We start from the raw sequence: 12,429 nt of genomic DNA on the forward strand, positions 1-12,429 counted from the left end.
GGTGCTCCTTACTCTGCGGCGGTCGCTTCCGCTTCTGCATCCCGGATCAGCCCGCGCAGAATGGGCGGGGTCACCGGCAGTGCGCTGATCTTAACACCCTTGTCGCGCAGCGCATCCTCGACGGCACTGGTCAGGGCCGATGGCGCGCCCAGACGTCCACCCTCACCCCCGCCCTTGATGCCGTACTCGGTATACGGGCTCGGTGTCTCCACGTGACCAAGCTTGAAGTTGGTCGGCATCTCATTGGCCGTCGGCAGCGCAAATTCGGCAAAATTGGGGTTGGTAAACTGACCTTCCGCGTCATAGACGAACTGTTCGGTCAGCGTGGTGCCGATGCCATTTGCCGTACCGCCCCAGACCTGCCCGCCGAGCGTGCGCGGGTTCACGATGGTCCCATTGTCATGCACCGCCGCATAGTCGAGGATCTCGACCTTACCGGTCGCGGGATCCACCTCAACCGCCACGATATGGCAGATATGGCCGACGATGGGATAGAAGATGCCCAGATGCTCCCGCTCGGGATGCGGATCGGTGGAAATCGGATGGTCGTAGACGGCCGTTGTCTCAAGGCCGCTGTCGAATTCCTCGCCATCGGGAAAGCTTAAGCGGAAGAAGCTGGATGTCAGGGCAATCTCGGCGAAGCTCTTCTCCTGATCCTTCAGCCCTTTCACAGCGACCATGCCGCCGCGCAGTTCCAGATCTTCCGGGCGACGCTGAAGCATGTGCGCGCCGAAGCGCTTGAGCTTTTCTTCGAGCCGGATGGAAGCGGTCACGCAGGCTCCTGCCACCATTGCAGTGAACCGGCTGCCCTGCGGACCGACGCCGTTGAATCCGGTCTGGCTGTCGGCGTAGTTGATCACCACGTCCTCGGGCGCCACAGTCAATCTCTCGGCAAGAATTTGCGTCACCACCGTTTCGGGACTGTTGCCCACCATGCAGGAATTCAGCGTCACAAAGAGTTTGCCCGAGGGATCAATGCGCGCGGAGATCCCCTCCGGCGTCGAGGTCAGCGTGAAACCAGGTGTTTCTTTGTTGTTGAGCGACCACCATTCGGTGGGCCCATAGACGCTGCGCTCCATGCACGTCGCGATCCCGACGCCCACGCAACGGCCTTCGGCCCGCGCCGCCGCCGCCTTTTTCGTCCAGGCGTCCAGATCAAACATCTGCCGTGCCTGCGCGAGAACCTCCTGGAAATTGCCGCTGTCGTAGATATTGCCCGTGGGGATCATGTAGGGAAACTCGTCGGGCCGGATCATGTTTTGCTCGCGCAGCTCCAACGGGTCGCGACCCAGCTCTTCGGCGGCCGCGTCCACCATGCGCTCCATCACCCAATTGGTGACTTCCGAGCCAAACCCGCGATAGGGCCCTTGCTGGCATTTGTTGGTCAGCACCGCGATCACCCGCATCCCAAAACTGCCGATCCGGTAGGGACCGGTGACCTGCGCCATTGCGTTGCCGTGGGTGCCGACACCAAATTGCAGATAGGCACCGTAGTCGTCCAACACGGTAAATCGCATGGATTTGAAGGTGCCCTCCTCCATCACCGCAAGATCGCAGTTGTAAAGCCGGTCCGAGCCGTGGCTGTCGGAGTTGGTGAAATGCTCAAGTCTGTCCTCGATGTACTTCACCGGAACGCCCGCCAGCCTTGCGAGCCCTGCCGTCAAGATGATGATCTTGTGAATGAATACCTTTGAGCCGAAGCTGCCACCAGTCAGCACCGGGATCAGCTTCAACTCGCCCGGGGAGACGCGCAGGCTGCCCCCAATCACGAAAGGAATGAAGCTGTAGAAATTCGTGTTGGCATGGATCGTGTAGCCCCCCTTGAACACGTCCCACTGCGCGACCACACCGCAGGTTTCGATGGCCTGAGCGGAGGAGCGGTTCCAGCGCAACCGGCGCGAGATCACTCGGTCGGCTGAGGCAAAGTCTTCGTCAACCGGCCCAAACGCAAAGCTTTCGTCCAGCGCGCGGTTGCTTTCGCGATCTTCGGGGTGAAGGATCGCATCGCCCGTAGCCTCCAGCGACGCCTCTATGTCAACATTGGCGGGCAGTACCTCCCATTCGACCTCGACGAGTGCCGCGGCGTCCTCGGCGATGTACCGGTCCTCGGCCACTACCGCGGCTACGACCTCGCCCACGTGCCGCACCTTATCCATGGCCATCGCGTGCTGCGGCACCGGCGGCGAGGCAAAGCTCGGGCAAGGGTCGACCACTGTCGCCAGATCCGCCCCGGTATAGACGCCAATGACCCCCGGCACCTCTTTCGCCCTCGACGTATCGATCGAGAGAATGCGCGCATGGGCATGTGGGCTCGAGACCATTGCCGCATGGGCCATGCCGGGCACCACGATGTCATCGACATAACCGCCCTTGCCGGTCAGAATGCGCGGATCCTCAACCCGCTTGATGCCTTGTCCGATCCAGGTAAGCCCGCTGCGTGCTGCCTCACGCTGCCGGCTCGGCGGGATGACGTTGCTTTTCAGATGCGATGACATGATGTTCCTCCCCCGCTGGTCCTCAGACCGCTTCCGCCGTTTCCTGAGCGTCCTGCGCCTGCAGTTTGCGCGCGGCGGAACGGATCGCATTGATGATGTATTCATAGCCCGTGCACCGGCAAAGATTGCCCGAGATCGCCTCGCGGATTTCCTGATCCGTCGGATCCGGTGTCTCGGCCAGTAATTCGCTTGCAGCCGCCAGCATGCCCGGGGTGCAGAAACCACATTGCAGCCCGTGCTCCTCCCAGAAGGCCTGCTGAATCGGGTGCAACTCTTCTGCCCCGCCGAAGCCCTCCACGGTCTTCAGGTCCGCGCCGTCCAACTGCACCGCAAAGATGAGACAGGAGCGCACGGCCTTGCCGCCCACAAGTACGTTGCACGCACCGCAGACCCCATGCTCGCATCCGACATGGGTGCCGGGAAGCGCCAACTCCTGCCGAATGAAGTCACTCAGGAGCATGCGTGGCGGTACCAGCGCCTGACGTACACGGCCATTTACCGTCAATTCGATGGCAAGCTTCTTCATCATCCTCTCCTCCCTTATGTGGCCCGCGATACGGCCGCATTGAGCGCGCGTGGCGCCAATGCGCAGATCAGATCACGCCGGTAGGCGGCACTGACACTGGCCGTCTCCGGGGGATCGAGTTCAGCCGCCGCCTCCCGCGCCGCTACCTCGAACCGCTGGACCAAAGGCGTCTGACCGTTCAAGGTAGTCTCCATCCCGGTCAGGCGCTGAGCGCTGTCCCCCACACCCGCGGCCGCAATCCGCAGGTCCGCAATCTTCCCATTGTCTACCCGCAGCATGCAGGCCACCGCCGCCCAGGCAAAATCGCCCTTGCGCATGCTGACCTCCTCAAACCCCCAGCCACTGTCGGCAGGCGGTTTCGGAATGCGCACCTCGGTCAGCATCTCGCCGGAGACCCGTACGGTTTCATATGTCCCGGTGAAGAACTCGGTCGCGGGCACTAGACGCGTCCCGTCGCTGCTGGTCAGAACCATTTCTGCATCCAGAATCTGCATGATCGCGGGCATCTCCGACGCCGGATCTGCGTGACAAAGATTGCCGCACAGCGTTCCGCGATTGCGGACAGCGGCATGGGCGACCCACTCATAGGCATGTGCGATCAGCGGCAGATGCTGGGCGATCAGTGGCGCGGACTTGACAGCATTGTGTCGTGCCAAGGCGCCTATGGCGAGCTTCGCGCCGTCCTCTCGGACGTAGTCGAGATCAGCGATCCGGTTTATGTCGACCAGATGCTCCGGCTGGGCCAGCCGATAGTTCATCATCGGCACAAGGCTCTGACCGCCGGCAAGCACGCTGGCGTCGGCATGCTCTTTCAGCAGGGCCAAGGCACTCTGCAGATCATTGGGCCTGTGATACTCAAAAGCCGCTGGTTTCATCATGTCCTCCCTCTTTTGTCTCAGCCGGCAAACCGCGTTTCAGGCAGTCCTCTGATCCCGAGGCCGCGAATGCGGAACAGCCCGCCCGCTGCAAATTGTGGTTTGGTCTCGACCGAGAAGTTGTCGTGCGTGGCCGGATGGCTTACGCGTGCCATGGACGTCACATAGATGTCCTCTAAATCCGCCCCCCCAAACATCACCGACGTGATGTTGCGCACCGGCATGGAGATCTTGCGCTCCACACTACCGTCCGGCGCATAACGGATCAGGTCGCCGGAAATGACCTGAGCATTCCAGAGATACCCTTCCGCGTCCACGGTCGATCCATCGGCAAAGCCCCCATCGTTAGCGGTCGAAGCAAAGACGCGACGGTTCGACAGGTCTCCAGTGTCCAGATCGTAATCATACGCCCATATCTCGTTCTGGAACGTATCGGCGAAATAGAAGGTCCTGTTGTCCGGGCTCCAGCAGGGACCGTTCGAACAAATGATGCCGTCTTCGACCTTGGTGAGACTCAGATCAGGGTCGAGCCGCCACAACCCGCAAATGCCGAGTTCCTCCTGATCGTCCATGCCGCCAGCAAAGAAGCGCCCCGCTCGGTCGCACTTGCCGTCGTTCAGCCGGGCACGCGCCGGATCGTCGTCCACTTTTGCGATCAACTCAGGTTTTCCGCTGTCGAAATCAAAGCTGTAAAACCCGTCCGACAGCGCCAGTATGGAGCCACCGCCTTCGCGCAGCGTCATCGCGCCTATGTCTTGGTCAAGCGGCCAGCTACTCACCTCTCCGGTGCTGGGATTGAGGCGCCAGATCGCATCCTTACCAACCCGCGGCCCGGTGCTGTCCACCCAATAGAGGCACTGCGTCGCCACATCCCAAATCGGACCTTCACCCAGATGATTGTCACAGGTCAGGAGGCAGTCAATGGAATACGCAGGCACCAAGAATACTTCTCCCAGAGGCTTGGTCTTTGTCTATTCCTCTTAAAGCTATTTTATTTTGTACATTTGTACAATATAATTATAGATGATATATGTCAGTATTTTAAATTGATCATTTAGTTGGATGTGGTCCGAGTGATCCAAAACATGGTAGAATCGAAATCGGACACGAAGGTGTGGGCTGCACCGACATGTCGGTGAACGATGCACAGCCCGCCTCTGCGCCGAAGGGCTGCAGGACCGTCCGCTAGATTTGCTTGAGTTGAAGTGTCGAACGATCGACCCTTTGGATCAATCGTTGCGGGGAACGGGAGCGCGGAAGCGACTTTTGATCTTCAAGCTTTGGCATATCAGAGATCTCAGTAGACCATAGATTATCAAAAACGGTCTGTTCTTGGATGCCCGGCGAGCGTTGTCGCGCCATTGATCCGCCTTGCATCGACAATTGGATCGGCCACACAGTTGAATTCTGTGACGGCCGTCGCGAAAATGTTCGGTTCCATGGGCAAGTGTGTGAGGTGCCTGAGCACGGCACCTACGCCGTCTGCAATCACATAAACACATCTGCAAGTCGCCTAAAATGAGTCCTTGGCATGATTGTGATCCGCAACTCGCTTGTGACGGATCAGCCTCATATGTTCGACTGCAAGCAACTTAAGGGAGGATAAGTCATGAACTTGGCAAGATTAGCGGCAGAGGCCGCCGAACGCGGCAGCCCAGTGCGTGCGGGTTTGATCGGGGCGGGCAAATTCGGCTCCATGTTCTTGAGCCAGGTGCCGAGCATTACCGGGCTGGAGGTTACTGCCATCGCAGACCTGGACCCGGAACATGCACAGATCGCTTGCCGGGCGGTGGGCTGGGATGACGCACGCATTGCCGCGACCGCTTACCTTGAAGACGGCGGAGCTCTCGCCGTCCGCGACGACGTGGATGTCGTGATCGAGGCTACCGGCAGTCCCCGCGCTGGCATCCATCATGCACAAGCCACGATCATGGCGGGCAAGCACGTGGTCATGGTCAATGTAGAGGCCGACGTGCTGGCCGGTCCTGTCCTCGCGGCTCAGGCCCGCGCGGCCGGTGTGGTTTACTCTATGGCCTATGGCGATCAGCCTGCACTGGTTTCGGAAATGGTGGATTGGGCGCGCGCTGCTGGATTTCATGTCACAGCTGCAGGCAAGGGCACGAAATACTTGCCAGCCTACCACGCCGTCACGCCTGACGATGTCTGGTCATACTACGGCCTGTCCCCAGAGGAGGCGCAAGCCGCAGGCATGAACTCGCAAATGTTTAACTCCTTTCTTGATGGCACCAAGAGCGCCATCGAAATGGTCGCCATTGCCAATGCCTGCGGTATGGATGTGCCTACGGACGGCCTCGGTTTTCCGGCCTGTGGGGTGGACGATCTGGCCCACGTGCTGCGTCCACGTGACGTCGGCGGACAGCTGGAAGGGCGTGGCATGGTGGAGACGATCTCATCGCTGGAGCGGGACGGTCGCCCGGTGTTTCGCGACCTGCGCTGGGGCGTCTATGTTGTGTTGGAGGCGCCAAACGATTACGCGGCTGCGTGTTTCCGGCAATATGGCCTGCCGACGGACGACACGGGCCGGTTTGCAGCGATGTACAAGCCTTTCCACCTGATCGGGTTGGAGCTTTCCATTTCTGTCCTCTCTGCCGCCCTTCGGTCAGAGCCAACCGGTCAGGCCCGCGAGATGCGCGGAACAGTCGCCGCGGTCGCGAAACGCGCCCTTCAGGCCGGCGAGCGATTGGATGGGGAGGGCGGCTACACTGTTTGGGGTAAGGCGCGGCCGACCTCAAAGGCCGCCGATTTGCTGCCGATTGGGCTAGCCGATCAAGTGGCGCTGGTACGCGATGTGCCAGCCGATGTGTCGCTGACGCTGGAGGATGTCGCTCTGAAGGACGACGCGGCACTTGCGATATACCGCAAAGCGCTCGCTTTCACAAAGTGAGCTGACTTGGTTCTTTGATATCTCTTGCGTTTCGAACTCGACCCATTGATGCACTTCTTTATAGCTTGTCTGAAGGGGCCAATTGTCAAAAGTTGCTGGCAACAAATCGATGCAGTCAATTGCGACGAGTACCCTATCTGGGTCGCCGGATCGCGGCTAGGTCCCAAGCCCCTCGCATTGATGGGCTGGCGGGCGCTTCATCGGCAGCCGGTACTTACACGGATCTGGAGGCCAATGCGCGGCGTTTCGTTCCACGGATGCTTGACCAGATCAGAGACGGGTTCGTGATCCGGTTTCCGCGGCGTTCCTCCGCTGGCGCTATGCGATGCTTGGCCGTTGTCGGAAAATCACTTGTCTGAACAGCGTTGCGTGTAGATCGAGTGCAATGCTTCCACGAAAGCTTGGCTGAGGCCGCTTTTTGAGCTGGGGTTCGGGATAAAGTAGCCGATGTCGATTTCCATACGTGGTTCCCAATCGACAAGTCGGACCTCTGCTTCCAATTCCGGATCGAGTGCGATCTGATCTGCAAAGGTGAAGCCAAGACCGCGCTGGACCAACCGGTAGGCCGCAGAACCGAGCGATACCTCGTGAGCGACGTTGAGCGATGCTCCTGTGGCGGCCAGCTTCCGATCCGCCACTTGCCGGATCACCGTAGTGTCGTCGAGTGCAACATACGGCACATCGGCGACGTCCTCCGGGCGTAAAACGGAGAAGTGGCTCAATGGATGGTCCTTCGAGATGGCAACCTTCAGAGAGGCTGTGCCCAGCCGGATCGGTTTCGGTGTGTCGATTGGCAGGGGCAGGGCGGTGATACCAACGTCGTATCGATCATTCATCATGCGTCGACCGAGATCGCGGCGCGGGTAGATTTCGAGCCTGATCGGCTGATCGGCAAAGGTATCGCGCAGATGCGCGATCGCAGGAATAACGAGACCGTTAACGATTCGTGTTTGGGCAATGATCCGAAATGGTTCCATTGCAGTGGACTTTGTTTGCTGGATGAACTGCGGAAGACCGTCGATCTGCGACAGAATCCGCAATGCCTCAGGATAGAAGTGTTCGGCTTCGCTTGTCGGGATAAGTCGGCGGTTGTCGCGTCGAAAGAGTACGACATCGAATTCGACTTCCAACAGGTGCAACAAACGGCTGGCCGCTGATTGGCTCAGGTTCATGGCACTGGACGCCCGCGCTAGCGTGCCTTCCTCCATCACAAGGGCAAAGACCTTCAAGCTGCGTAAGTTCAATGTTCGAATTTCTCGATTCATGGTTCTGATAATTACATTTTTTCTAGATCAAGAGATGCGCTACGGTCCAGCACATATCGCTAGGGCGCCAGTCAAAAGCGCTGACGAGGAAAGGCAGGACATTCTGGAAGGACGCGATTTCATAAGGACAGGTATGTCGGCAACAGCCGTTATTGCGGCAGGTCCGGCTTGGGTTGAATGGGCGCCGCGGCGGCCTATTAATGTAATGCCGCCTTATTCTGCGGGGGAGAACCGACGCGCTGGCGCGCGCAGCCGCCGACAGTATCCTGCCGGTGCAGCTGGTCATAGTGAACAAGCCTGGATCTTCCGGCATTACGGGCGCCACAAAAGCGACTGTCGCGCGTTCCGACGGGAACACCGTTGTGGTGACATCTGCCGGTTCGATCCTGCGTGATACGGGTGTGAATTCTTTTGATGGTTTTGAGATCATCGCCCAGACCGGGAACCTGACCCCCGCAGTTATTGTGCCTGCAGCAAGTCCATTCCAGTCCGTGCAAGATCTTATGAACGCGGCCAAATGCAACCCCGGCAGTCTAAGGTGGGCGCACAATGGGCGGGGCGGCTTCCAACAGGTCGCTGGTCAAAGCTTTCTCAAACGGAACGGACTTCAGGCACAGGGTGTGCCATTCAAAGGCGATGATCCAACTCGCGCGGCTGTTGTCGGCGAACAGATAGACTTCGCATTTGTTGGCATCCAACAAGCCTCTTGGTTCGAGAACGAATTGCTTGTGCTGGCTCTTGTCGCGCCAGAACGTGATCCGATCCGAGATGACGTCGCAACACTAGCCGAGCTTGGGTTTGACCGTGTTGTGGTGTCGTCGCCCATCGCTTTCTTTGCGCCGAAAGGAACTGACCCGACTATGATCTCGGGCATGTAGGCCGCCTTGAAGCAGATCACAGAGACCGAGCAATTCGCAGATTTGATGCGCGAGCGCGGAAATGTACCCGCCTTGCTCAGCGGTGGCGAGACCGATGAGCGGCTGTTGAGTTCCGCAGATACTCTGATCGAAAACCATCGCTCGGAGACGCTCTCTCGCCTCGATCTGACCGAAGACACCACTTGCAACATCAATCGGCGCCTCGTGCACTGCGCAATGACGGGCTATGGGCGGGATGTCGGACGCGCCAGCGTATGATATGAATATTCAGGCCATCAGCGGTCTCATAGCGCTGACCGGCACTGAAGAAACGGGCTCACCTCGCACTGGCGCACCGATCATAGACTACGCAACGGGCATGTCGGCGACCATGGCGGTCATGGCCGCGCTGATGCAGCGGGAGCGGACCCGCGTCGACGCCTTCGTGGATGTATCCATGCTTGAAACCGCGTTTAGCTTGATGATTCTACAGTCACCGATTTTCTGTTGACGGAACATCCGTCCAAGCCCCGCGGCAACGCGGCCAACAGCCGCTCGCCTTCGTCAGGAACATTTGCCTGTGCGAGTGGCTACATCAGCCTTGGCGTTAACGAAGAGATACAGTTCCGGGCTTTGGCGCGCGCGCTTGAACGGGCAGATTGGCTATCCGATCCGCGATTTGCCGACCACGCATCTCGCAACCACAACGAAACCGATCTGGGTGAAGCGATCAGTGAAGTCCTGCAACCGCGCACGGCTGATGAGTGAGAAGAGATCCTGATGGCAGCAGGGGTGCCGTGCGCAAGGTTACGCACTCTTACGGAAGCGCTTGAGCTTGCATCGGCGGTGCAACGCGCTTTTCCAAGCCGCGGGCTGCGGGATTCTGCGGCCTCCCGTTCGCGATTGAGAAGGCACCCACTGTGAGCGATTCAGCTCCACCAGAGACCCTTGGATCCGGAACGCGGCATGTCCTTGTCGCGCTCGGTTATACTAGTTCAGAGATTCAGGCATTTGCGGAGAGGGGTGCGGTCAGTTTCGCCTAGGCATCGAACATTAACCTACAGCGATTTGGCTCGGATGCGTGCACTTTCTCGTTTTGCCCAGAAAAGAATGCTCTGCGACATCGCCATCGACACCCAGGAACAAGCATGAGGCCTGTCGCGACGGTCATGTGGGCACCTCGATTTATCACCATTTTCGCAACTCCGGTCGAATTCGGTGGCGTGAACTTGGCATGAAGCGGCTTGCTGGGGTGTTTTGCTGTGGCGTCAGGGAGTGTTCCGCCCGGCCATGGCGGGCTTCGGCCCCTTCGGGCTGACGCCCAGGTCCCGGATCAAGCCGGGTTGGGGTTCAGGCGGCGGAGTTGGACGAGGCGGCGCATGTTGTAGGCGAGGTTCTTCATCCCGATCTTCGTCCTCGCTCGCGCCATGCCAATGGTGCGCACCAGCGTGCCGCCCATGTCGTTGCTCTGCGCGCCGAAGACGTGCTCGACCCGCGCACGCACGGTGGACTTCGTCCGATTGCTGCCCTTGGCCTGGATGCCGAGCGGCTTTCCGCGTCGTCCCTTGCGGTGGATGTGGCTCTTGAGGCCCCGGGCCAGCAGCTTCCCCTCGATCTCCTCGGACCGGTAGGCCGCGTCCGCCCAGACGCCCGCGCCGGTATTGCCCCGCGTCAGCAAGTGGTTGACCGCCTGGCTGTCGTGCAGGGCGGCGTCGCTGACGTGATAGCGCCGGATCAGCTTGTGCCTGCGGTCCACGTTGACGTGGTTCTTGTAGCCGAAATGGCTTTTGCCGTGCTTCTTCGTCCAGCGCGCGTCGGTGTCCTTCTGGCTGCGCTTGGCGGGCTTGTCCGCCCAGCCCTCCGGCACCTCGCCCTGCTTGATGGCCGCGTTCTCGTCCCGCGAGTTGCGGCTGACCGGCACCCGCACGATCGACGCATCAAGGATCTGGCCACCCCGCGCGATGTAGCCCTGCCGCGCCAGATAGCCGTCAAACTGACGAAACAGCGCCTCGGTCATACCGGCCTGCGCCAGCGCCTCGCGATAGAGCCAGACGGTCTTGGCGTCAGGCACCCGGCCTTCCAGCCCGAGGCCGAGAAATCGCATGAAGGAGAGCCGGTCTCGGATCTGGTACTCGATCTGGTCGTCGGACAGATTGTAGAGCACCGCCAAAACCAGCGTCTTGAACATCAGCACCGCGTCCATGGGCTTCCGCCCTGCGCGCGATTTTCGTTCCGCTTCCGGCTTTCGCCACACTTGCTCCAGGGCAGGACGGAAGTCCTCCCACGGCACGACGGTCTCAAGCTCGGCCAGCGGGTCCTTCTTCGCATCCAGGCTTGTGTAGCGGTCCGAGAGGTCGAAGAAGCTCATCTGCGCCATAGTCATCCCACGTACCGGCTACCCGACCTCAAGATAACGATGAGCAAGGGCAAGGGCAATTTTTCGAGGTGCCCATGTGTGATTTATATTGAGCCCGCATTATTGCAACGGCCTGTTTCGGTTTGGTGTCGAGGTCGCGATTGATGATGTATATCCGGCTTCTTGAAGCGGCCCGATAACTCGTTGCCGCGAGCCCCCCTCTCGGGATATTGCTGCGCAATACCCTGCCTGGCGGTGGATGGATTTCCACCTGCTTCAACCTCATCGCTCCTAAGGCATCGGTGTCGACCTTGCCGATCCACACATCAGGTTCGAGAAGCAACAGGCGTGATCCTTCTCCATCTCAGGACAGATGCTGCAATATTCCTTATATGATCCTTCTGGTGGGGCAATCACGCCAACTAGACAGCATGGTCTGGGCGATGCTCTTGGTCTCCTGCCAGAAGTGACCAGAAAATCCGCTATTCATTTTGGCCAAAGTAACAGCAACGACGTTCAAATGACGTTTTTCCCGCATTCGGTTTATCTATTCGCTACGGATGTCGGTTTTCTCGGCCGAGCGGCCGAGAACTGCACGCGCTTCATGTATCAGCAGGGTGCGCAAATATCGGTCACCGCGTTTGCTGATGCCAGACAAACGAGCCTTTCCACCGCTTGATCGTTGTTTTGGCACCAACCCCAGCCAGGCTGCAAATTGGCGGCCACTCTCGAAGCAGGACTTATCGCCGATTGCAGCTACCAGCGCCGTTGCGGTGGTCGGGCCAACATCTTCGATTTGACCGGTGCGTTGGCGCATCTCGTTTGAACGGAAGAGGTTCTTGATCCGACGATTCTAACTTGCGAGACGTGTGTCCAGTTCTGTTAGCTCTTCGCGCATGTCGCGCAACATCTCGACAAAGAGCTCCCCGAAGTTTCCCGACTGATTGTCCGCAATCTCGCCAAGAGTGCGCCTGATCCTCCGCCACTGAAGTGGTCCGCCGGTATGTTTAGTAAAACGGAGGATCCACGATGGGAAACAAGCGACACAAACCTGAGGAAATAATCACGAAGCTGCGGCCGTGATCAGCCGCACTTGAGTGGTCCAATTTGATTGTTAGTGCATGACCGGCCTTTGGTCCATCTGGACGAT

General features: G+C 59.2%; 10 protein-coding genes and 2 pseudogenes. 5 read left to right on the forward strand and 7 right to left on the reverse strand.

All coding sequences use genetic code 11. From position 1 onward, the window contains the following. Positions 1-8: 8 nt before the first annotated feature. From Q1A71_RS22145 to Q1A71_RS22160, 4 genes are read right to left on the reverse strand one after another with little or no spacing between them, the layout of a single operon-like run. Positions 9-2,495: a xanthine dehydrogenase family protein molybdopterin-binding subunit gene (locus tag Q1A71_RS22145; RefSeq protein WP_299682016.1), complete on the reverse strand. Its 2,487-nt coding sequence runs from the start codon at positions 2,493-2,495 to the stop codon at positions 9-11. Positions 2,496-2,517: 22 nt separating this feature from the next. Continuing rightward, positions 2,518-3,021: a (2Fe-2S)-binding protein gene (locus Q1A71_RS22150; protein WP_366140331.1), complete on the reverse strand. Its 504-nt coding sequence runs from the start codon at positions 3,019-3,021 to the stop codon at positions 2,518-2,520. Positions 3,022-3,035: 14 nt separating this feature from the next. Beyond that, positions 3,036-3,896, reverse strand: coding sequence for a xanthine dehydrogenase family protein subunit M (locus tag Q1A71_RS22155; RefSeq protein ID WP_299682022.1), 861 nt, complete (start codon positions 3,894-3,896; stop codon positions 3,036-3,038). Between the two features lie 20 nt (positions 3,897-3,916). After that, on the reverse strand, positions 3,917-4,834 hold the full coding sequence (locus Q1A71_RS22160) for an SMP-30/gluconolactonase/LRE family protein (protein ID WP_299682025.1): 918 nt from the start codon (positions 4,832-4,834) through the stop codon (positions 3,917-3,919). 671 nt (positions 4,835-5,505) lie between these two features. Here Q1A71_RS22160 and Q1A71_RS22165 point away from each other — a divergent pair. Next, positions 5,506-6,801, forward strand: coding sequence for a Gfo/Idh/MocA family oxidoreductase (locus tag Q1A71_RS22165; protein WP_299682028.1), 1,296 nt, complete (start codon positions 5,506-5,508; stop codon positions 6,799-6,801). Positions 6,802-7,148: 347 nt separating this feature from the next. On the opposite strand, the gene Q1A71_RS22170 is transcribed toward Q1A71_RS22165, so the two are convergent. After that, positions 7,149-8,066, reverse strand: a complete 918-nt coding sequence (locus Q1A71_RS22170) for a LysR family transcriptional regulator (RefSeq protein WP_299682031.1) — start codon at positions 8,064-8,066, stop codon at positions 7,149-7,151. A gap of 287 nt (positions 8,067-8,353) precedes the next feature. Between Q1A71_RS22170 and Q1A71_RS22175 the strand changes: the two genes are divergently transcribed. From Q1A71_RS22175 to Q1A71_RS22185, 3 genes and pseudogenes are all read left to right on the forward strand, one after another. Next, on the forward strand, positions 8,354-8,944 hold the full coding sequence (locus tag Q1A71_RS22175) for a tripartite tricarboxylate transporter substrate-binding protein (RefSeq protein WP_299682034.1): 591 nt from the start codon (positions 8,354-8,356) through the stop codon (positions 8,942-8,944). Between the two features lie 45 nt (positions 8,945-8,989). Next, positions 8,990-9,434: pseudogene (locus Q1A71_RS22180) on the forward strand (CoA transferase). Next, a complete protein-coding gene (locus tag Q1A71_RS22185) occupies positions 9,431-9,691 on the forward strand; it encodes a CoA transferase (protein WP_299682037.1) in 261 nt (86 codons plus the stop codon). Before Q1A71_RS22180 ends, Q1A71_RS22185 begins: the two are co-directional and overlap by 4 nt. Before the next feature lie 565 nt (positions 9,692-10,256). On the opposite strand, the gene Q1A71_RS22190 is transcribed toward Q1A71_RS22185, so the two are convergent. Beyond that, complete coding sequence (locus tag Q1A71_RS22190; protein ID WP_299682040.1) at positions 10,257-11,300, reverse strand: IS5 family transposase; 1,044 nt, start codon at positions 11,298-11,300, stop codon at positions 10,257-10,259. Between the two features lie 352 nt (positions 11,301-11,652). On the opposite strand from Q1A71_RS22190, the gene Q1A71_RS22195 reads away from it, so the two are divergent. Next, the gene (locus Q1A71_RS22195) at positions 11,653-11,958 is read left to right on the forward strand and encodes a hypothetical protein (protein ID WP_299682049.1); all 306 of its coding nucleotides are present in this window, start codon (positions 11,653-11,655) and stop codon (positions 11,956-11,958) included. Here the strand turns inward: Q1A71_RS22195 and Q1A71_RS22200 are convergent. After that, a pseudogene (locus Q1A71_RS22200) lies at positions 11,866-12,066 on the reverse strand (transposase); the annotation flags it as partial. The gene Q1A71_RS22195 and the pseudogene Q1A71_RS22200 sit on opposite strands and share 93 nt — an antisense overlap. Between the last annotated feature and the right edge of the window lie 363 nt (positions 12,067-12,429).

It is taken from the genome of uncultured Roseobacter sp. (assembly GCF_947493125.1).
Taxonomy (GTDB): domain Bacteria; phylum Pseudomonadota; class Alphaproteobacteria; order Rhodobacterales; family Rhodobacteraceae; genus Roseobacter.

Coding starts and splice junctions, on each gene's coding strand:
- Q1A71_RS22170 (WP_299682031.1), bottom strand. CDS start 8,066: ATGAATCGAGAAATTCGAACATTGAACTTACGCAGCTTGAAGGTCTTT.
- Q1A71_RS22190 (WP_299682040.1), bottom strand. CDS start 11,300: ATGGCGCAGATGAGCTTCTTCGACCTCTCGGACCGCTACACAAGCCTG.
- Q1A71_RS22145 (WP_299682016.1), bottom strand. CDS start 2,495: ATGTCATCGCATCTGAAAAGCAACGTCATCCCGCCGAGCCGGCAGCGT.
- Q1A71_RS22165 (WP_299682028.1), top strand. CDS start 5,506: ATGAACTTGGCAAGATTAGCGGCAGAGGCCGCCGAACGCGGCAGCCCA.
- Q1A71_RS22195 (WP_299682049.1), top strand. CDS start 11,653: ATGCTGCAATATTCCTTATATGATCCTTCTGGTGGGGCAATCACGCCA.
- Q1A71_RS22155 (WP_299682022.1), bottom strand. CDS start 3,896: ATGAAACCAGCGGCTTTTGAGTATCACAGGCCCAATGATCTGCAGAGT.
- Q1A71_RS22150 (WP_366140331.1), bottom strand. CDS start 3,021: ATGAAGAAGCTTGCCATCGAATTGACGGTAAATGGCCGTGTACGTCAG.